General features: G+C 45.8%; 19 protein-coding genes. 12 read left to right on the top strand and 7 right to left on the bottom strand.

What is annotated here, in order from left to right:
- Positions 1 to 373: 373 nt before the first annotated feature.
- The 6 genes from ACTIE0_RS03430 to ACTIE0_RS03405 all read left to right on the top strand — a co-directional run bounded on the left by ACTIE0_RS03430 (position 374) and on the right by ACTIE0_RS03405 (position 7,450).
- The gene (locus tag ACTIE0_RS03430; protein ID WP_006668626.1) at positions 374 to 1,501 is read left to right on the top strand and encodes a 30S ribosomal protein S1; all 1,128 of its coding nucleotides are present in this window, start codon (positions 374 to 376) and stop codon (positions 1,499 to 1,501) included.
- A 105-nt stretch (positions 1,502 to 1,606) separates the two neighbouring features.
- Entirely contained in the window at positions 1,607 to 2,380 is a 774-nt protein-coding gene (locus tag ACTIE0_RS03425) for an HAD family hydrolase (RefSeq protein WP_006622149.1), read from the top strand.
- Between the two features lie 128 nt (positions 2,381 to 2,508).
- Positions 2,509 to 3,765 carry a methionine adenosyltransferase gene (gene metK / locus ACTIE0_RS03420; protein WP_006668625.1) on the top strand — a complete coding sequence of 419 codons (1,257 nt, stop codon included), beginning with the start codon at positions 2,509 to 2,511 and terminating at the stop codon, positions 3,763 to 3,765.
- Positions 3,766 to 3,934: 169 nt separating this feature from the next.
- Positions 3,935 to 4,765: a thiazole synthase gene (locus tag ACTIE0_RS03415; RefSeq protein ID WP_006622151.1), complete on the top strand. Its 831-nt coding sequence runs from the start codon at positions 3,935 to 3,937 to the stop codon at positions 4,763 to 4,765.
- A gap of 605 nt (positions 4,766 to 5,370) precedes the next feature.
- The gene (locus ACTIE0_RS03410) at positions 5,371 to 6,762 is read left to right on the top strand and encodes a DUF2157 domain-containing protein (protein ID WP_006626256.1); all 1,392 of its coding nucleotides are present in this window, start codon (positions 5,371 to 5,373) and stop codon (positions 6,760 to 6,762) included.
- 34 nt (positions 6,763 to 6,796) lie between these two features.
- Positions 6,797 to 7,450 (top strand): GDYXXLXY domain-containing protein, encoded by a 654-nt coding sequence (locus ACTIE0_RS03405; RefSeq protein ID WP_006626255.1) that lies wholly within the window; start codon positions 6,797 to 6,799, stop codon positions 7,448 to 7,450.
- Here the strand turns inward: ACTIE0_RS03405 and ACTIE0_RS03400 are convergent.
- Together ACTIE0_RS03400 and ACTIE0_RS03395 are read right to left on the bottom strand one after the other, a co-directional pair.
- On the bottom strand, positions 7,447 to 8,199 hold the full coding sequence (locus tag ACTIE0_RS03400) for a pentapeptide repeat-containing protein (RefSeq protein ID WP_006670071.1): 753 nt from the start codon (positions 8,197 to 8,199) through the stop codon (positions 7,447 to 7,449). The genes ACTIE0_RS03405 and ACTIE0_RS03400 overlap by 4 nt on opposite strands.
- A gap of 145 nt (positions 8,200 to 8,344) precedes the next feature.
- Positions 8,345 to 8,638: a hypothetical protein gene (locus ACTIE0_RS03395; RefSeq protein ID WP_006626252.1), complete on the bottom strand. Its 294-nt coding sequence runs from the start codon at positions 8,636 to 8,638 to the stop codon at positions 8,345 to 8,347.
- A gap of 378 nt (positions 8,639 to 9,016) precedes the next feature.
- Between ACTIE0_RS03395 and ACTIE0_RS03390 the strand changes: the two genes are divergently transcribed.
- The 3 genes from ACTIE0_RS03390 to ACTIE0_RS03380 all read left to right on the top strand — a co-directional run bounded on the left by ACTIE0_RS03390 (position 9,017) and on the right by ACTIE0_RS03380 (position 10,951).
- Positions 9,017 to 9,730: a pyridoxine 5'-phosphate synthase gene (locus ACTIE0_RS03390; RefSeq protein WP_006626251.1), complete on the top strand. Its 714-nt coding sequence runs from the start codon at positions 9,017 to 9,019 to the stop codon at positions 9,728 to 9,730.
- A gap of 55 nt (positions 9,731 to 9,785) precedes the next feature.
- The gene (locus ACTIE0_RS03385) at positions 9,786 to 10,112 is read left to right on the top strand and encodes an MgPME-cyclase complex family protein (protein ID WP_006626250.1); all 327 of its coding nucleotides are present in this window, start codon (positions 9,786 to 9,788) and stop codon (positions 10,110 to 10,112) included.
- A 170-nt stretch (positions 10,113 to 10,282) separates the two neighbouring features.
- A complete protein-coding gene (locus tag ACTIE0_RS03380) occupies positions 10,283 to 10,951 on the top strand; it encodes a hypothetical protein (protein ID WP_006626249.1) in 669 nt (222 codons plus the stop codon).
- A 16-nt stretch (positions 10,952 to 10,967) separates the two neighbouring features.
- Here ACTIE0_RS03380 and ACTIE0_RS03375 read toward each other — a convergent pair whose 3' ends face one another.
- From ACTIE0_RS03375 to folD, 3 genes are all read right to left on the bottom strand, one after another.
- Positions 10,968 to 11,423, bottom strand: a complete 456-nt coding sequence (locus ACTIE0_RS03375) for a divergent PAP2 family protein (RefSeq protein ID WP_006619999.1) — start codon at positions 11,421 to 11,423, stop codon at positions 10,968 to 10,970.
- A gap of 25 nt (positions 11,424 to 11,448) precedes the next feature.
- Positions 11,449 to 12,399, bottom strand: a complete 951-nt coding sequence (gene crtE, locus ACTIE0_RS03370) for a geranylgeranyl diphosphate synthase CrtE (protein ID WP_006626248.1) — start codon at positions 12,397 to 12,399, stop codon at positions 11,449 to 11,451.
- Positions 12,400 to 12,553: 154 nt separating this feature from the next.
- Positions 12,554 to 13,414, bottom strand: a complete 861-nt coding sequence (gene folD / locus ACTIE0_RS03365; RefSeq protein ID WP_006626247.1) for a bifunctional methylenetetrahydrofolate dehydrogenase/methenyltetrahydrofolate cyclohydrolase FolD — start codon at positions 13,412 to 13,414, stop codon at positions 12,554 to 12,556.
- A gap of 65 nt (positions 13,415 to 13,479) precedes the next feature.
- On the opposite strand from folD, the gene ACTIE0_RS03360 reads away from it, so the two are divergent.
- Positions 13,480 to 13,902 (top strand): hypothetical protein, encoded by a 423-nt coding sequence (locus tag ACTIE0_RS03360; RefSeq protein WP_006626246.1) that lies wholly within the window; start codon positions 13,480 to 13,482, stop codon positions 13,900 to 13,902.
- Between the two features lie 331 nt (positions 13,903 to 14,233).
- Here ACTIE0_RS03360 and ACTIE0_RS03355 read toward each other — a convergent pair whose 3' ends face one another.
- The gene (locus ACTIE0_RS03355; RefSeq protein ID WP_006626245.1) at positions 14,234 to 14,647 is read right to left on the bottom strand and encodes a universal stress protein; all 414 of its coding nucleotides are present in this window, start codon (positions 14,645 to 14,647) and stop codon (positions 14,234 to 14,236) included.
- A 168-nt stretch (positions 14,648 to 14,815) separates the two neighbouring features.
- Between ACTIE0_RS03355 and ACTIE0_RS03350 the strand changes: the two genes are divergently transcribed.
- Positions 14,816 to 16,018 carry a phosphoglycerate kinase gene (locus ACTIE0_RS03350; protein ID WP_006626244.1) on the top strand — a complete coding sequence of 401 codons (1,203 nt, stop codon included), beginning with the start codon at positions 14,816 to 14,818 and terminating at the stop codon, positions 16,016 to 16,018.
- Between the two features lie 397 nt (positions 16,019 to 16,415).
- Here the strand turns inward: ACTIE0_RS03350 and ACTIE0_RS03345 are convergent, their stop codons facing one another.
- Positions 16,416 to 16,541 carry a hypothetical protein gene (locus ACTIE0_RS03345; protein WP_281061072.1) on the bottom strand — a complete coding sequence of 42 codons (126 nt, stop codon included), beginning with the start codon at positions 16,539 to 16,541 and terminating at the stop codon, positions 16,416 to 16,418.
- A 42-nt stretch (positions 16,542 to 16,583) separates the two neighbouring features.
- Here ACTIE0_RS03345 and ACTIE0_RS03340 point away from each other — a divergent pair, with 42 nt between their 5' ends.
- Complete coding sequence (locus ACTIE0_RS03340) at positions 16,584 to 19,097, top strand: MASE1 domain-containing protein (protein WP_231296400.1); 2,514 nt, start codon at positions 16,584 to 16,586, stop codon at positions 19,095 to 19,097.
- Positions 19,098 to 19,131 lie beyond the last annotated feature (34 nt).

Raw genomic sequence — 19,131 nt, 5'->3', positions numbered from 1 at the left:
TTTGGAATCTTTCTAAAAGCTTTGCGGGATACCGCCTCTGTTACCTTAACGGGTAATAGTGCTATCGTCGCATTGTCCGGGAACAACCGGAAAAATGTCGCGTAAATGTATCAGCTACTAGGCATGGAGCCAAGGGTATTGATACCATTGTGTGACAACTGCTGAAAATTGCCCGTAATTAAATTCGGGTGAGTAGTCAACCAGGTTATAACCAGAGGCCACCGATTGAGGTAAAATGCACCTAACTGGGGTCCAAATTAACAAATTTGGGTCACTAGAATAGAGCAGATCCACCCCCCCCGGAAACCCAAAACCGCTGCCCTCTGTCCAATGTAAACACAATTAAGGGGAGAAATTCTAGGAAACGACTCGCATGATCAATCAGACACTAACAAGTAGAGATGTGGGCTTTACCCACGAAGATTTTGCCGCCCTGTTGGATAAGTATGATTATCACTTCAGCCCCGGAGATGTGGTGCCGGGCACAGTTTTCAGTTTAGAACCCCGGGGCGCTCTGATTGATATTGGTGCTAAGACAGCAGCATACATTCCGCTACAGGAAATGTCGATCAACCGGGTGGAGAGCCCGGAAGAAGTATTGCAGTCCAATGAAACCAGGGAATTTTTTATTCTCACGGATGAAAACGAGGATGGACAACTTACATTGTCAATCCGTCGCATAGAATACATGAGGGCTTGGGAGCGGGTTCGCCAACTGCAAGCAGAAGATGCTACAGTTCGTTCTCAGGTTTTTGCCACTAACCGAGGTGGGGCTTTAGTCCGCATTGAGGGATTGCGTGGTTTTATTCCTGGTTCCCATATCAGCACCCGGAAACCTAAAGAAGAATTGGTAGCGGAAGAACTACCACTGAAATTTTTAGAAGTTGATGAAGACCGCAACCGTTTGGTTCTCAGCCACCGTCGCGCCTTAGTTGAGCGTAAGATGAACCGCCTAGAAGTAGGTGAAGTGGTCATCGGTACGGTGCGAGGAATTAAACCTTACGGTGCATTCATTGATATCGGTGGTGTCAGCGGTTTGCTGCACATCTCAGAAATATCTCATGATCATATTGATACCCCCCACAGCGTCTTCAATGTTAATGATGAAGTGAAAGTCATGATTATTGATCTTGATGCTGATCGGGGTCGGATTTCACTGTCTACTAAGCAGTTAGAACCGGAACCGGGGGCGATGGTGAAAAATCCTGAGATGGTTTATGAGAAAGCTGAGGAAATGGCTGCTAAGTTCCGGGAAAAAATGCAGGCTGAACAGCAAGGTATCCCGGTAGTTGAAACGGCAGCAGAGACAGCAGAGACAGCGGAGGTAGCAGAATCTACGGCTGATATCCCACCGGCTACTGATGTGGAAACGGAAGCGCAATTGGCTGATCAGACTGAGGAGCAACCGATTTCAGAATCAGAGGCGATCGCAGAACCGGTAGCCGAAACAGAGGCTGTAGAAGATTCAGAAGAAGAGATTCCCATAGCAACGGAATCCTAATTGCTGAATGAGCCGGGAAAAAAGAGGGATAACCCTCTTTTTTTTTCTGATTTGGTAGGGTATAGATTTAAAACGGAAGGTGCTAGAAAATATGAGGTCTGAACCTTGCCCAGTATTCGAGTTAATAACATTACATTCGATCGCATAGAAGCTATCATTTTCGATAAAGATGGCACTCTCGAAGACTCCCAGGAATTCTTGCGAAAATTGGGACAGGTGCGATCGCGTTTAGTTGATGCCCAAATTCCCGGCATTGGCGAACCCCTACTGATGGCTTTTGGTATAGAAAACGATACCCTAGACCCTACAGGTTTAATGGCAACAGGAACACGCCAAGAAAATGAAATTGCCACCGCCGCCTATATCGCGGAAACCGGACGGGGATGGATAGAGTCGAAAAACATTGCTCAGAAAGCCTTTATAGAAGCCGACAACAGCTTTAAAAACCATCCGCCATCACCCCTATTCGTAGGCGGCTTAGATGTGCTGAAATCGCTATATGACGGGGGTATTAAACTAGGGATTTTGTCGGCAGCTACGACGGAACAGGTGCAAGCATTTGTCACCCGCCATAAGTTAGATCCATATATACAACTACAGAAGGGGGCTAGTGAAAATTTAGCGAAACCTAACCCAGCCCTATTTGTTCAGAGTTGCCAGGAACTAGGGGTAGAACCAGGGAAAACCTTAATGGTGGGAGACTCTGCTGGGGATATGCAAATGGCGAAACAAGCCGGAGCGGCTGGGGCGATCGGTATTTGCTGGCAACCATCAAGCCATGATTTACAAATGGCTGATGTGGTAATCTCGGCACTTGATGCGATCGCAATTATTACCGGGGGAGCCTCCAATCAGCCTCTATCTCCATCAAATTCGTGATAACCAACCCATTAGAACCCCATTGAGTCCTCAAACTTTCATGATCCGTTGTAGGGAGCAGCAGTTTGGTATATTGGACGGGATAGTGCGTACTGGGAACAAATCAATCATCCAACAGGAGAAAAGCCTTGTCTAATCGTCAATATCTGTTTACCTCTGAATCAGTCACAGAGGGTCATCCTGATAAAATCTGCGACCAAATTTCTGATGCCATTTTAGATGCTCTCTTGGCTCAAGATCCTAAAAGTCGGGTCGCTGCCGAAGTAGTTGTCAACACAGGCTTAGTTCTAATTACCGGGGAGATTACCACTAAAGCCCAAGTTAATTATATCGAACTAGCCCGTAAAAAAATTGCCGAAATTGGCTATATACACGCCGAAAATGGCTTTTCAGCAGATAGCTGTTCAGTATTAGTTGCCCTTGATGAACAGTCCCCAGATATTGCCCAAGGTGTTGACCAAGCCCAGGAAAATCGGGAAAAACTGAGTGAAGCTGCCCTAGACTCTATCGGTGCTGGTGATCAGGGATTGATGTTCGGTTTTGCTTGCAATGAAACCCCGGAACTGATGCCTATGCCCATCAGTTTAGCTCACCGGATGTCTAGGCAGTTGACCGCTGTTCGCAAAGATGGGACTTTGCCTTACTTGCGACCTGATGGCAAAACTCAAGTTACTATTGCTTACGAAAACGATCGCCCGGTCAGAATAGACACCATTTTGATCTCAACCCAACATACAGCAACTATTGGCGATATTACTGACCCCCAAGCCGTCCAAGATCGCATCAAAGAAGATTTGTTGGCTAAGGTGATCACTCCAGCTTTGGAAGGCATTGATATTAAACCTGACGAAAATACTCGCTTTTTAGTTAACCCTACTGGTAAATTCGTCGTCGGTGGACCTCAAGGGGATTCGGGTTTAACCGGTCGTAAGATTATTATTGATACCTATGGCGGTTATTCCAGACATGGCGGCGGCGCTTTTTCTGGGAAAGACCCCACCAAAGTAGACCGCAGTGCTGCTTATGCTTGCCGCTATATTGCTAAAAATATTGTGGCTGCTGGTTTAGCCGATAAGTGCGAAGTTCAAGTAAGTTATGCGATCGGGGTAGCTCGTCCTGTTAGTCTATTTATTGAGACTTTTGGCACCGGTAAGGTAGATGAGCAACAACTGCTGAAAGTGGTGCAAGAAAACTTTGAGTTGCGTCCGGCGGGTATGATTCAAGAGTTTAACCTGCGGGATTTACCAGCCCTACGGGGAGGCCGTTTCTTCCAAGATGTGGCAGCCTATGGTCACATGGGACGCACGGATCTCGATCTACCTTGGGAAAAAACTGATAAAGTAGAATTACTCAAGCGGGAATTACTGCAAACGGCAACGGTCTGATACCTGGGTTTTGATAGCCTTCTGTAACTAGCACTTCCCGCCTGTAGTGATTATCGGTGCGGCGGGAAGCCGGATAATGATGGCCCAGGTATTTGATGTCCCGCCAGGGTAGGGATAAGATCTGTCTTGTCTGTACTATCCCCTTTGTGTCAAGTTCAAGGATGATGCTATGCAAACTGTTGAAAAACCAGTATCACAACCTGTTGATTCTCCGCTAACGATCGCTGGTAGGTCATTTACATCGCGTTTGATGACCGGAACTGGTAAATATCGCAGTTTAGAACAAATGCAGGAAAGTATTGTTTCTAGTGGCTGTGAAATAGTGACCGTCGCGGTTAGACGGGTGCAAACTCAGGCTCCTGGACATGAGGGGCTGGCGGAGGCGATCGACTGGTCAAAAATTTGGATGTTACCTAATACTGCTGGCTGTCAAACGGCGGAAGATGCTGTGCGGGTGGCGCGTCTGGGTCGGGAAATGGCTAAGTTATTGGGTCAGGAAGACAATAATTTTGTCAAGTTAGAGGTGATTCCTGATTCTAAATATTTACTACCTGACCCCATAGGAACTCTGAAGGCGGCGGAACAATTGGTAAAAGAAGGGTTTGCGGTTTTGCCTTATATTAATGCTGATCCTCTGTTAGCCAAACATTTGGAAGAGGCGGGTTGTGCGACGGTCATGCCTTTGGGATCTCCTATCGGGTCTGGTCAAGGGATTAGAAATGCAGCCAATATTCAGATTATTATTGATAATGCTAAGGTTCCGGTGGTGGTAGATGCCGGAATTGGTACTCCCAGTGAGGCGGCTATGGCTATGGAAATGGGGGCTGATGCTTTGCTGATTAATTCGGCGATCGCTTTGGCGAGTAAACCATCTATGATGGCGGATGCTATGGGAATGGCGGCGAAAGCCGGACGTATGGCTTATTTGGCGGGACGTATTCCGGTTAAGGATTATGCGATCGCTTCTTCCCCTCTCACCGGTACAATCACATCTGTCTAATTTCTGTAGGCAAAAGTCTCACTGGCCAATCTTTTTCTGCCATAGTCCGCACCCATGTGCTACAATGATCCTGTCAGTGCGAGACGTTCAGGCACGAAATAAGGCTGCAATGCCCGAAATAACCCCCTGGTGGGGACTCCAGCCCATTGGTTGATTGGGTCGCATCCCTGACCATCCCATAACACAGCCTAATTTTTGGGCTCATCTTCGAGACTTCCAACATGGCTAGCTAGGTGAAGGGAAAAATCAGGTCTAAGACTACCAAGCTAAACAGTGCTTTGGGATCATCTTTCTAAAAGCTTTGCGGGATACCGCCTCCATTACCTTAATAGGTAATGGTGCTATCGTTGCATTATCCGGAGCCGGAAAAATGTCGCGTAAATGTATCAGGCAACAAATCACACGAAAATAGCCCCTGACCCTAGAGACAAGTTATACCTTGGATAAGGCCCCACTTGTCTCTACACTCTTTTTTCCGCTTCCCTACTCCTCCCCTCATTTGCTGCTTTTTTGAAACAGAGACAGTTGAGAATGTGGCATAAACTATTCTACCAAAATCTGAACATCAAGACAAACTGAACCTATCTGACATAGGCTTTCAATCGATGATTTCAGAAAAGTTTCGTCGCCAATTGCGACAGGAAGCTCGACTATGGAAAGCAGAAGGCTTGGTTAATGATGAACTTTATCAACAATTAGCCGATCGCTATCAGTTTAATAGCCTCGAAACCGCCGCCAGCAATCGCTTTGTCATGATTCTCATGGTAGGTGGTGGCATCCTCTTGGGATTGGGTGTGATTACCTTTGTGGCAGCTAACTGGCAACAATGGCCCCGATATATGCGGGTTTTGCTACTCCTATCCGTCCTCATTGGATTTAATACAGGTGGGTTTTACCTGTGGCAACATCCTACATCAGAATCTAAACAACGCCTCGGACAGGGACTGCTAATGGCTGGCGCATTGTCTTTGGGAGCAAATATAGCACTGCTGGCCCAGATGTTTCATATAGGCGGTTCCCCATACGGATTATATGTCGTTTGGGGGCTAGGTGTCCTGATTATGGCTTATAGCTTAAAATTGCGCTCTCTATCGGTTTTAGCCATAATTCTGTTGGGCTTAGGATACTTTCAGGGCATCAATATAGCCCTATCAGCCAGGGATTTATCTGCTATTGATATTTTGCTCCAATATATGCCGATCGCATCTGCTATTTTATTTATACCCCTAGCCTATTGGTGTCAATCCCGTGTGGTTTTTATCATGGCGCTGTTGGCGATCGCTATCCCATTATTAGTCATTATGGGAAGATTGATTTCCTTCCAGCCCATAAGCGGAATTGAGGTTGTGATCAGCTTAATTTTAATCCCCACTTGGTTATGGTCCTATCGAGATAGTCAATGGCCCTATGTCCATGGTCAGCCTTTTCAAGCGATCGCTCACCGTTTAGCCATTTTGTACTTAGGATTTTTATGCTTCCTCTTTTCATTTTTTCAGGTTTGGAAAAACTTGGACTTCTGGACTTATCGCTCTAACCCAGAAAATCCCAATGTAATGCTAATTAATATCCTGGCTTTTGTGGTCATATCCCTCTGGCAATGGTTCCAGATAATTAAGCCTCATGGTAGCCAAAGATATTGGGGTGTAGATGCCTATACCACCGCTATTAGTGCCTTGATTATCATCACTGGTATAGTCACTTTTTGGCATATCTCAATAGCGGAAATTCCCACCACCGCCACTTTAATTTTCAATGTGCAAATGTTTCTGTTGGGCGCATTCACCGTTCGCTTAGGACTCTTAAAAGGCAATCGGAGTGCTTTTTGGTACGGTATGGTGCTATTAGTCCTCCAAATTATCAGCCGAATGTTTGAATACGAAACCGAACTACTCCTGAAAGCCTTAGTTTTAGTCCTGTGTGGAATTGCTGTAATTATCGCCGGTTTATGGTTTGAAAAAAACTTGTCTCGTCCGACTCTCCCTAATTCCAAGTCCTAATTCATAATTTCATCTTTCATGGTGAGGTAACAGTATGGTTAACACTAACAAAATCCCATCCGCAAAACCCTCAGTTATCCTTCCGGGTTCAGTAAATAGCCGTCAACGTCGCTTACCCAATTGGCGACTTCTGGCTCCCCTATTGTGTCAGGTAGCATTGGTAATATCAATTCCGGCTCAGGCTTTTTACACATATATTACTGGAACAACTGTTGTATTACAAACAGCCCCCGTTGACCCCTATGATTTCTTGCGGGGTTATTATCAAATTCTCAGTTATGAAATTTCTCAACCTAGTACCCTCAGAAATCTTCCCGGTTCCGGTACCATGTCACACAGAAATTCTATCCGAGATGGTGATACAGTTTATGTGATCCTAGAAAAACCCCAAGAACAACCAGAAGGCGATCGCCCCCTTCCTTGGCAACCCGTAGCAGTTAGCAACCAGCGTCCTGATAATTTACCAGAAAATCAGATCGCCATTCGAGGTACAGGTGATGGCTGGGGTCTAAAATACGGTCTGGAAACCTACTATATGCCGGAAAATAAGCGCTTAGAGGTTAACGAGAACATTAGCCGCGCTCAAAGTCGCGATCCTGAGTCTTTTGTGGTTGAAGTCAAAGTGGACTCCCAGGGGAATGCAATTCCACTACGTTTGTGGGTAAGCGATCGCAGCTATCAGTTTTAACCCGGGTGAATAGTGCCATCTGGTAAAATTGCCCCAGCCAAATTAGCCCCGGTTAGTTTCACCATTAAGCGATCGCTATATCCCACTTTCGCCCCGATTAAATTAGCCCCCCGCAAATCTGCACCACTTAAATCCGCACCAATTAGGTTAGCCTCCTGAAGATTAGCGTAACTCAGATTGGCCTGCAAAAAATTAGCCCGGAATAAATTAGCCCGATGTAAACAAGCCCCACTCAAGTTAACTCTATGTAAAAAACAATCCGTCATATCAGCATAACTCAGATCTGCCCCACTCAAATTCCGTCCCGACAAATCTCTTTCCTTCAGGTTCGCCCCCCGAAAATCAGCGTTAGTCAAATCAGAATAGGATGGACGCTGATAAGCTGGTGGTGACTGATACTCCTGTTTGGGGGGACGGTGGGGTGGAGTGGCCGCGCGGTAAGTATAATATGAGTTGGTGTTGTGGCTGGTCTGGGTCTGACGTTTAGCCCCAGCATACTCAGGTCTGGGGGTCGGTTTCGATGGTTTCGTTTTATTAGACCTCAACAGCGATCGCAACTTATCGCGCGCCTGGTTAATTTCCTTGAGTTTATCTTCTGCTAACTGTCGCAGCCGTTGGTTATCTTCTGGAATGCGATCGGGATGCCAGATAAATGCTAAATCTTTATAAGCCCTATCTACAACCTCCAGGGATGCACCGGGTTGCAATTCAAGGACCCTATAACAGTGGTTCAACTCACTTGGTGTCATGGTCAAGGTTTACCCCCCCTAGAAGGTTGTCCCCTGGAAATGGGCGATCGCCATTTCCGGCTTAAATTATTCTAGCTCATGCGATCGCCTAACAGATATTGAGGAAAGTTGAAGGTTTTTTAGTCCCCAAACGGAAATAACCCATTTATTCTGGCGATTGGGATGAAGCCTGTTTTTTGGCTTGCAGATTCCTAAACCATCGCGATCGCTTCATATTTTGAAACACCATTGTTAACCCCGTGATCAGCATCCACAGTAAACCTAAGCCATTTAATAGCACATACACAGGTTCTAAGGTTTGCCCTAAATATTCCCCTTCATGAATCACCATTAAAAAATGTACCTGGTCTCTTGATAAACCAAACCAACTTTTCCCCAATCGGTAAGCTACCCCCGTAAATACCGTCACAAATAGTGGTAGCATCACAATCGGAGCCATCGTGCTATGCAGTTTCCTAAAGTTCCCCAGATTCACAATATTGATGACCCACTCCCTATTAATAATCTATACTAAGCCCCATTCGGCATTATTTACCCACAGATACGCACCTTACAGCCTGTTCAGAAATCATCTGATCACCTTTCAAAGTCCCTCTCCCTCTCTGGGATCCAGATTTAGGGTGAGGGCAATGTATTAAGCGACTGGTGAACAAGCTGTAATGTTACCACAATATTTCTATATCACACTCATATACATATAATATCGATTTTGTCAATACCCTGTTGGTCCTTTCTTGAAAGGCCTGTAATAATTAACTTTTCAGAGTTCCCATGAATATGTCAAACTGTTGTGGTCTAAGATTTGATCAAAAGAACTATGCCCACTCTCGGTGTAAATATTGACCACATTGCCACAATTAGACAAGCCCGGCGGACAGTGGAACCGGATCCAGTAGCAGCGGCGGCGATCGCAGAACTAGCGGGAGCAGACGGGATTACAGTACATTTGCGCGAAGATCGCCGTCATATCCAAGATAGAGATGTGCGACTGTTACGGGAAACCGTGAGAACTCACCTAAACCTGGAAATGGCCGCCACAGATGAAATGGTAGCGATCGCCCTAGATATTAAACCCGACTACATAACCTTAGTACCCGAACGCCGGGAAGAAGTCACCACCGAAGGAGGATTAGATATCCTGGGTCAACTACAGCGGATGTCAGAAGTAGTCAGCACCCTGCAAAATGCAGGAATCCCCGTAAGTTTATTTATCGATCCTAACCCCGCCCAAATCGAAGCCTCAGCCACAGTTAAAGCCCAATTCATCGAACTACATACAGGTTGTTACTGCGAAGCCAAGGGAGTCCAACAGCAAAAGGAACTCGAGATTTTAGCCCAAGGATGTAAATTAGCCCTAGAAGCCGGACTGCGAGTTAATGCGGGTCACGGCTTGACTTATTGGAATGTGCAACCTGTAGCCCGCTTAGAAGGTATGGAAGAACTCAACATTGGTCATACAATAATAAGTCGGGCAGTTCTTGTCGGTTTAGATAAAGCCGTGCGGGAAATGAAACAGGCTATCCTGGGTTAACGGGAAAGTTACAGTCAGCCCAGTTGTTCTTTAGTTAATTGTAGGTGACAAACAAATGGCAACTTATTATTATCTCCTAGCTAGTAAAGACTTTGTGATCGAGGAACCTATTGAGGAAGTGCTCAAGGAACGTCGGCGCAATTATCAAGAACAGGAGAAAGAGATCGATTTTTGGTTAGTAATTGAGCCAGGATTTTTGGAAGCGCCCGAAATGGCCGAAGTGAAAGCTAAATGTCCTAAACCAGCGGCGGCGTTGGTTTCTACTAACCCTCAGTTTATTACTTGGCTGAAATTGCGACTTGAGCACGTGATTACCGGACAATTTGAAGCGCCTTCAGCTACTATCCCTGATGCGATCGCGTCTCTGGCTACTGCTGGCTAAAAATCCTGATTACCTGTGGTCGCTCAATATACTACTATTTCAGGCTATAGGGGCGGGTTCTCAGATCATGTGGTTGAAATCAGGATTGTCTAAAGAAACCGCCCCTACGCTCAGAAAATCTCAATTCGGGTACAATAGCTGCAAAATCGATCGCAAAAGTTGTTATAGCTATGGTTAAACTTAGGTTGAGGCGATGGTTAACTAGGATTAGTTCTGTAGGGGTGGTTCTGCTTACCATAGGTTTCAGTGCTAAACCCAGCTTTGGTCAAGCCTCCTGTGTTCCCCCTCGACCCGGTGAGTATTTGCTGTTAATCACCAGCAACACCCCCGAGACACAAGCACTAGCGCGTCAAGTCCTACCTAGCAACATAGAAAGCCAGGTGTGTCGCTATCTCAATGATATTGTCACCAGAGTTGGCGGTTTTGATGACGTCCTAATTGCCGAAGACTGGGCGGCTTATTTCAAGGAAACAGCCGGTTTATCCACCCATGTGGTTAAATCTGATGCAGCAGTAACTCCTAGACCCGAACCACGTCCCCCTGTCGGTCCTTCTGGTCCTAGCAGTGATTTGGGTAGCCAACCCCTAGGCATGGGTTATGCGATCATGGTAGACTATTTCAACCAGCCAGAAATTGCGGCTAGACTTGAGGCAACTATGGGGAGAAGAATTCCCATAGTTTCCTATAATCGGCGCTTCTATTTACTGGTAGAACATACCGCCGAGCCGAATAGTGCCATGGAAGTTTTCCGCCGTCTCAATGATCAGGGATTTTGGTCGCTCATGGTTGATAGCAGTCGGGTGAAAATTGAGCGACCTAACCTAGCTACTGGCGATTAAATTCCCAATATCGTAGCTAATAGGTAAGTTCTGCTAAAGCTGCGATCGCTATTCCCAAACTCAAGCCCACAATCACCTGAAAGGGGGTATGTCCGAGTAATTCCTTGAGGCGGTCCTCATTAAATTGGGGATGCTCTTGGAATAACTCGTCCATAATCTGATTAAGAATGCGAGCCTGTTTCCCTGCTGCTTGTCGGACACCCGCCGCATCATACATAACAATAATAGCAAATACCACAGCGATCGCAAACTCCGGGCTACCCCACCCGATCACCTGACCAACACTGGCGGCTAAAGCACCCACAAAGGCTGAGTGAGAACTAGGCATTCCCCCAGTAGTCACCAGAACCCGCAGATTAATTTTTCCATGCTGTATCAATTCGATCGCCAGTTTAGACGCTTGGGCGAACAGACAAGCAAACAGTGCCACTAACAGCACCCGGTTGTCCAATATGTGACCAAATTCTTGCATGGGGTTGAACACCTCGCTTTAAAAGTTAGTGACTGCGATAGGTAATAAAATCAGCGATCGCCGCCAGAGCGCAACCACCGTTTCCAAAAGCCTGTAATTCAGCCTTAGCCTCCTCCACCAGTTGTTGAGCTTTCGCCCGTGACTTTTCCAAGCCCCATAAACTAGGATAGGTAGCCTTTTGAGCTTCCAGATCCTTGCCTGCGGTTTTACCCAACTCCGACGAGGGTACGGTAATATCGAGAATATCATCGACAATTTGAAACGCCAAGCCAATATTTTTAGCATAGCGAGAGAGTCTCTCCAGGTCAGTTTCATTAGCACCCGCCAAAATCGCACCACAGACCACACAGGCTTCTAATAAAGCCCCAGTTTTGTGGGTATGGATAAAAGTTAGAGTTTCCTCAGATATATCTGATAAACCCTCCGATGCTAAATCTACCACCTGACCGCCCACCAATCCAGTCGCCCCCACCGCACGACCCAGGCGACCGATTACCTGTAGGACTCTTTCCGGGGGTACACCTTGAGTTTGGGTAGCCACGAACTCAAAAGCATAACTTAGCAATCCATCTCCCGCTAAAATAGCAATATCCTCGCCATAGACCTTGTGGTTAGTCAATTTCCCACGCCGATAATCATCATTATCCATTGCTGGTAGATCATCGTGAATTAAAGACATCGTATGAATCATCTCTAGGGCGCAGGCTGTCGGCATTGCCATTTCCACTGTACCCCCAAGCAGTTCACAGGTAGCTAAACATAAAATAGGTCGCAGCCGTTTTCCCCCAGCCATGAGGGAATAGCGCATCGACTCATAAATTTTTTCGGGGTAGGTGACAGCAATAGCAGCATCTAGCGCCGCTTCCACTAATTCCTTTTTTTGGCTAAGATAAGTCGATAGGTCAAATGGTCTGTCTGACCCGGATAAATCCATGTTTTCTGTGACTACCATACCGTCGGTGTTGATATCTGTCATAATTAGGGGCAAACCCCACAGCCCAACCAGCCAAAGTCTGATAGCGGTTTATAGGGACAAGTAGGGCAGTAATCGGTGAACATCAGTTTTTATTGTACGGGTCTTTTGACACCATGCGCGATCGCGAATCCCGTTAATCACATCATCGAGTCGATCAGATGCGTTTTTGATAACTTTCCACCGTATTCTGTAACAGCATAGCCACAGTCATCGGACCGATACCACCCGGTACAGGGGTAATATATCCTGCTATGGGTTCAGCCGCCTGGAAGTCTACATCTCCTACTAACCGCGATTTTCCGTTAGCATCTTCTAAGCGGTTAATTCCCACATCAATCACTACCGCCCCCGGTTTGATACAATTCGCTCCCACCATCTCGGGACGACCTACCGCCGCGATCAGAATATCAGCTTCCGATGCGATCGCTTCTAGGTTTTCCGTCCGAGAGTGGGCTACAGTTACTGTACAATTAGCCTCTAGTAACATCAAAGCCATGGGTTTCCCCACTAAGATACTCCGTCCTAGCACTACCGCTCGTTTTCCCGCTAATGGGATTTGATATTCTTCTAATAGACGCATTACCCCCGCTGGAGTACAACTGCGTAACCCCTTTTCCCCTCTTACTAATCCCCCTAAGTTCATGGGGTGCAACCCGTCTGCGTCTTTGTGCGGCGCTATCTCATACAGCAAACTCACAGCGTCTAGGTGTTCTGGTAACGGCAGTTGTACTAGAATACCATCAACCCGATCATCTTCGTTTAAATTGGCGATCGCCTCTTTAAGTTCTTCCTGGCTTGTATCAGCCGGGAAATGTTGACCAAACGATGCTATTCCTACCCGTTCACAGGATTTCTCTTTGTTGCGGACATAAACGGCGCTGGCGGGGTTATCTCCTACCATTAACACTGCTAAACCTGGAGGTCGTCCCCTTTGCGGTTCTAGGGTTTTAATTTTTTCCCTCAATTGCGATTGAATTTTTTGGGCTGTTGTCTTACCGTCTAATAAATTAGCCATCACAATATATCCAACAATTCCAAGCCAGTATATCTTCCCAGAAATTTGTCCCCTTTTTATACAAAATGACTACATTCGCCATTGTCCTACCCCCACGCTTTGCTAACCGCTTCCATATTCTCTTGATTCTACTATCCCTAACACCAGGGATGATTGGCTGTCGCCAAATTATTGAGTCTACCACTCAATTTACTCGCCAAACTACTAAAATTGAGGCGATCGCACAACAGCGCAAAGTTGGGTCTAAAATCTACATAGAGGGGACTGTCGCTAACCTGGCTCCCTTTGTCGGCGCTGGTGCGTATCAGCTTCAAGACTCCACCGCCACTATCTGGGTTTTTACTACCCAACCTCTACCTTCTGTCGGTGAACAAATGTTAATCCGGGGTCAGGTTAATTATGAACAAATTACTGTCGAAGGACTCCCCGGTTTAGATATTGGTGATTTCTATATTCAAGAATTGGAAAGAATCACCGACAATCAATAATCCACCATCAAACTCCCTTATGTTAACTTTTGTAACGAACAGTTAAGAATTGTTACAAAAATCGACCTCATTGGTGAGGGTGTAGCTTTTTTGCCCGGCTCATGATATTATTTTAAATAATGGGAATATACGCATTTTTGAAATTTGTGGATATATTTCCATTATTTAGCAATATGTCAATATAATACCATCAATTCCCGGAACTTGTCAACCCCCTCGGTTGTTCTGGGGGGACATTTTTTAAAAATTGACTAAAAAATCAACTTAGTAGAAATGGAGAACCCCCCGTCAAAGGTAGGTTATAGGTTATAGGTCAACGGGGGGGAATCAGTTAAGGAACAACTAAGACAGGACAGGGAGAGAGATTAATCACACGGTTAGTGATACTGTCAGCAACACCTTCTTCTGTAAGTCCAGTGCCGCGACTACCCATCACAATCAGATCAGCATCAATCTCATCAGCCACATCACAGATAGTAAAAGCAGGTTTACCTTCACGTTCAATGAGTTTGGCATCAATCCCTAGCTTAGAGAAGATACCATGAGCCTCCTGTAAAAGTTGGCTCACCGTATCAGGGGAAGTCATCGGTTCAGAATGGGGAGGTTCCCCGTCTGGTTCTTTTGGTTCAACAACAGCGAGAAGATAGAGGTTAGACTGATAGGTTTGGACAATATTAATGACCCTTTCAGCCGCCTCGCGGGCTTCCCGACTTTGATCTATAGCAAATAAAACGGTCTTAAACATATCTCGCATCTCCAAGACGCGGACTTAGGTAGAATGTTTACAGTGAACGATTTGATGGCTGGTAGGCCAGCGGGTTGGTAACAACCTAGGGGCCATTTAACCAATAACCCTCACCGTTCCCATTTAATTTCGATTAAACCAGAATAAACGATCAACGAGGTTAATCCTGTGGCTAAAAAAACTGTAGCAAATCTGTCAGCATCAGAACTATCCGGTAAGAAAGTGCTGGTGCGTGCTGACTTTAACGTACCCCTTGATAATGGCTCTATTAGTGATGATACCAGGATTCGGGCGGCTCTGCCTACCATTCAAGATCTGACCTCTAAAGGGGCTAAAGTGATTCTGAGCAGCCACTTTGGCCGTCCCCAAGGTCAAGTAGTTGAATCAATGCGCTTAACTCCTGTGGCGGCGCGTTTGTCGGAACTTTTGGGCAAAACCGTTAAGAAATGTGACGATTGCATTGGAGAGGAAGTCGCCGTAGCAGTGGGGGCCATGAGTGATGGCGATGTGCTGTTACTGGAAAATGTTCGCTTCCATGCAGCCGAAGAGAAAAATGATCCGGAATTTGCCAAGCAGTTGGCTTCGGTAGCGGATCTGTATGTAAATGATGCTTTTGGTACTGCACACCGCGCCCATGCTTCCACTGAAGGGGTGACTAAATATCTGAGTCCCTGTGTGGCGGGTTATTTGATTGAGAAGGAATTGCAGTTCCTCCAAGGGGCGATTGAAAGCCCTCAACGTCCCCTAGCAGCGATTATTGGTGGTTCTAAGGTATCTAGCAAAATTGGTGTCATTGAAGCGTTACTTGACAAATGCGACAAGTTGTTGCTGGGTGGCGGCATGATTTTCACATTCTACAAAGCCAGGGGGCTGAGTGTGGGTAATTCCCTGGTGGAAGAAGATAAGCTGGAGTTGGCTAAGTCCCTGGAAGCGAAGGCGAAAGAAAAAGGGGTAACTATGTTGTTACCTACAGATGTGGTTTTGGCTGATAAGTTTGCGGCTGATGCTGATTCTCAAACTGTTAGCGTTGAAGCAATTCCTGATGGTTGGATGGGATTGGATATTGGCCCTGATTCGGTTAAGGTTTTCCAAGAAGCCTTGGGAGACTGCAAAACTGTCCTCTGGAATGGTCCTATGGGAGTGTTTGAGTTTGAGAAGTTTGCGGCGGGTACTCGGGCGATCGCTCAAACTTTGGCAGAACTAACCAGCACCGGTACTACTACAATTATCGGTGGCGGCGACTCGGTGGCGGCTGTGGAACAATTGAATTTGGGTGAAAAGATGAGCCACATTTCTACAGGTGGTGGGGCTAGTCTGGAACTCCTCGAAGGGAAGCAACTTCCCGGTATTGTGGCTTTAGATGATGCCTAATTGCCGTTGGTAAAAGGATTTTGGGGTAAGTCTGTAAGTGCGATCGCTTACCCCAACACACCTATTTAGAACTGACCCACCGCGTTGAAAATGCTTGTGGAGTCGGTAGTCGCGGGAGTTTCAAGAGTCCGATCATGGTCAATCAATGTTCGGGAATGTTCAGCTTAAATGAATCAGTAATTGAGTGCTATAGTAAAGTTGAAATAAGCAAGAATCCCCCGTTAGATGGCTCTAGCAATTAACGGCGGAAGTATCAAACTATAAAATATCCCATTACTTCGACGAGGTGGGAAGTGGGTGTCTAATGGTCTAGCTTGGTTCGCTTACTCGGTGGATGAACTCAAAAGTAGGAAGCCAGAGACAGCGGTGGTGAGTTTGTGCAACTTGTCTTCAGATTCTAGGAAGTTTGAGGAAGTACCCCAAGGAAGTCGCAAGACTTAGCGCCGGGTAGCTTAATACTGAGGATAATTTCTTTGAGTGTGGGGGAGAAGCAACGGAGGGCAGCAAAATGCTTCAGTTCCATAACATCCTCAGATCTAAACTGGGACGCTACCTAACTATCAATATGGTTGCGCTTCTGGTCTATCTGGGGCTAATCTGGATCACCATTGAGACTTTAATGCTCAATGCCATGGAAGCCATATTATGGCCAGCGGCGGGATGGTCTTTAGTGGTTTTAATCTGGTGGGGGGGTAAATGTTGGCCGGGAATTGTTCTCGGTGCTTTGTTTTCTAACTATTGGCTGACGGGTCACTACGGTTATCTGGGATTCATTAGGACTCTGGGAACCCTCCTAGAAGCTGGCGCGGGTTGGTGGATGTTAAAAAGGATCGGTTTCTCTCCGGCTTTAGCCCGCCTCAAGGATGTACTGGGACTAGCTATTCTAGCTGGAGCCCTCTCGAGTCTGATTAATTCTACTATTACTCCGATCGCATTATTAATCGCTGGAGAAATTAAACCCGATACATTAATCGATATTTGGGTAACATGGTGGCTGGGAGATACCATTGGCGTTCTGCTATTAGCCCCGGTACTTCTGACTTGGGCTCATCGATTTCGGATTAAATATCAACAGACCAGAGACTTGCAGGAGTCAACTGGCAATTATTGGAGTTGGCTATTACCAGAAAGCTGGGAAATTCTCAAAAACCCCAAGCAACAGCTATGGCTGCCTAAATTATTCAGCTATCTGGAAATAACCATCTGGTTCCTACTATTTTCGGCTTTGAATTGGTTTGTATTCTGTTCCAGAACCCGGGTTCTCACTATTCACTACCCCCTAGAGTACCTGCCATTTCCACTATTAGTCTGGGCTTCCCTGCGTTTTGGTCAGCGAGGAACTGCGATCGCTCACTTATTAACGGCAACATTTGCCGTCTGGGGTGTCCTACGGGGTAGTGGTCCTTTTATGAACAACCTTAACGAAAATCCCCAAGTCTTTTCTCTACAAGCCTTTATTTTGGTGATGACTGTCACCGGTTTATTTTTGGCGGGTGCGGTGGAAGAACGACAAACTGTAGAAGCCTCTCTACGTTCGGGGGAAGCTAGTTTAGCTACCGCTCAACGTATTGCTAAGTTAGGACACTGGGAATTAGATATCCCACAACTAACCTGTACTTGGTCTGATCAGTTGTACCGCATTTTTGGCGTTAATCCTCAGCAAGTGACTCCCAGCATTGATAGCTTGATGCAATATATCCATCATCAGGATCGCCCACGGGTGGAAAATGCTATTTCTCAAGCTATCTCAGAGCAAATTCCCTATTCTATAGATTATCGGATTGCACGCCCTGACGGTCAAGAACGATTTGTGGTTGAACAGGCGATCGTTACTCCTACCCATATTACTAGCACTGTTCAGGATATCACGGAACGCAAACGAGCCGAAATTGCTTTAAGAGCTAGTGAGGAAAGGTTTTCGCGGGTGTTTAAGGCTAGTCCCATTGGTATTAGTATTACTACTGTTGAAGAAGGCCGATTTGTGGATGTCAATGATAGTTTTCTTCAGCAATTGGGGTGGAGTCGAGAACAGGTCATTGACCGCACTTTTGAGGATTTGGAAATGTGGGATGCTGAACAGATTAACCCCATTTTACAAAGGATTACTAATGGCGATCGCCTCAGTAATTTAACCGTTCAAGTTCGCCATAAATCAGGAGCAATTCGAGATTGGTTAATCGCCATTGAACCTATCCAATTAGAAAATACTCCCTGTTTGCTTATTCTGGCTAGTGATATCACTGAACATAAGCAGGCTGAGGAACTCCGTAGAGCTAAAGAAGCTGCTGAACAGGCTAACCAAGCTAAAAGCCTATTTTTAGCTAACATGAGTCATGAACTTCGCACTCCCTTAAATGCTATTCTTGGCTACAGTGAATTACTACAAGAAGACGCTGAAGACCTCGGACAGGATGATTGGGTGGCAGACTTGAAAAATATCCACGTGGCTGGTCAACATCTCCTCACCTTAATTAGTGATATTCTCGATTTTTCTAAGATTGAAGCTGGCCGCATGAATTTTCACTTGGAAAAATGTCAAATTAATACCTTGCTTTGGGAAGTGGAAACTACTATAGCACCCTTGGCAGACAAAAATCATAATCAATTTACCCTAGAGGTTGCGCCCGGTCTTGACTTGATGTATACTGATTTAACCAAGGTGAGACAGTCACTGCTTAATCTGTTAAGTAATGCCTGTAAATTTACCGAACAAGGACAGGTGACTTTACGAGTATGGAAACAGTTAATTCCCGCCACAGATTTACCGGATTTACCCGTTTATCACTCCCTAGAATCTCCCGAAGAAGAACTCTCAGAAATTCCCTTTATCTTTTTTCAAGTTCAGGATCACGGAATTGGTATGAATGAGCGACAAATCGCCACGGTTTTTAGCCCCTTTACCCAAGCTGATGAAAGTACAACCCGTAAATATGGGGGGACTGGTTTAGGACTTTCTATCACCCATAAATTATGTCAGATGATGGGTGGTGACCTCTGGGTGGAAAGTGAGTTAAACAAAGGGTCAACCTTCACCATGCGATTACCTCAATATATGTATCAGGGACAAAATCAAACTTGAACATTTCACTTAACTATTAATCCACTATTAACTA

This window comes from Limnospira sp. (assembly GCF_051859755.1).
In the GTDB taxonomy this organism is placed as follows: Bacteria; Cyanobacteriota; Cyanobacteriia; order Cyanobacteriales; family Microcoleaceae; genus Limnospira; species Limnospira fusiformis.
The sequence above is the reverse complement of the archived record's forward strand: the minus strand, read 5'-3'. Positions and strand labels throughout refer to the sequence as shown.

Coding starts and splice junctions, on each gene's coding strand:
- ACTIE0_RS03410 (WP_006626256.1), top strand. CDS start 5,371: ATGATTTCAGAAAAGTTTCGTCGCCAATTGCGACAGGAAGCTCGACTA.
- ACTIE0_RS03415 (WP_006622151.1), top strand. CDS start 3,935: ATGCAAACTGTTGAAAAACCAGTATCACAACCTGTTGATTCTCCGCTA.
- ACTIE0_RS03400 (WP_006670071.1), bottom strand. CDS start 8,199: ATGACACCAAGTGAGTTGAACCACTGTTATAGGGTCCTTGAATTGCAA.
- ACTIE0_RS03380 (WP_006626249.1), top strand. CDS start 10,283: ATGGTTAAACTTAGGTTGAGGCGATGGTTAACTAGGATTAGTTCTGTA.
- ACTIE0_RS03360 (WP_006626246.1), top strand. CDS start 13,480: ATGACTACATTCGCCATTGTCCTACCCCCACGCTTTGCTAACCGCTTC.
- ACTIE0_RS03375 (WP_006619999.1), bottom strand. CDS start 11,423: ATGCAAGAATTTGGTCACATATTGGACAACCGGGTGCTGTTAGTGGCA.
- ACTIE0_RS03340 (WP_231296400.1), top strand. CDS start 16,584: ATGGTTGCGCTTCTGGTCTATCTGGGGCTAATCTGGATCACCATTGAG.
- ACTIE0_RS03395 (WP_006626252.1), bottom strand. CDS start 8,638: ATGGCTCCGATTGTGATGCTACCACTATTTGTGACGGTATTTACGGGG.
- ACTIE0_RS03390 (WP_006626251.1), top strand. CDS start 9,017: ATGCCCACTCTCGGTGTAAATATTGACCACATTGCCACAATTAGACAA.
- folD (WP_006626247.1), bottom strand. CDS start 13,414: ATGGCTAATTTATTAGACGGTAAGACAACAGCCCAAAAAATTCAATCG.
- ACTIE0_RS03405 (WP_006626255.1), top strand. CDS start 6,797: ATGGTTAACACTAACAAAATCCCATCCGCAAAACCCTCAGTTATCCTT.
- ACTIE0_RS03430 (WP_006668626.1), top strand. CDS start 374: ATGATCAATCAGACACTAACAAGTAGAGATGTGGGCTTTACCCACGAA.
- ACTIE0_RS03345 (WP_281061072.1), bottom strand. CDS start 16,541: ATGGAACTGAAGCATTTTGCTGCCCTCCGTTGCTTCTCCCCCACACTC.
- ACTIE0_RS03385 (WP_006626250.1), top strand. CDS start 9,786: ATGGCAACTTATTATTATCTCCTAGCTAGTAAAGACTTTGTGATCGAG.
- crtE (WP_006626248.1), bottom strand. CDS start 12,399: ATGACAGATATCAACACCGACGGTATGGTAGTCACAGAAAACATGGAT.
- ACTIE0_RS03355 (WP_006626245.1), bottom strand. CDS start 14,647: ATGTTTAAGACCGTTTTATTTGCTATAGATCAAAGTCGGGAAGCCCGC.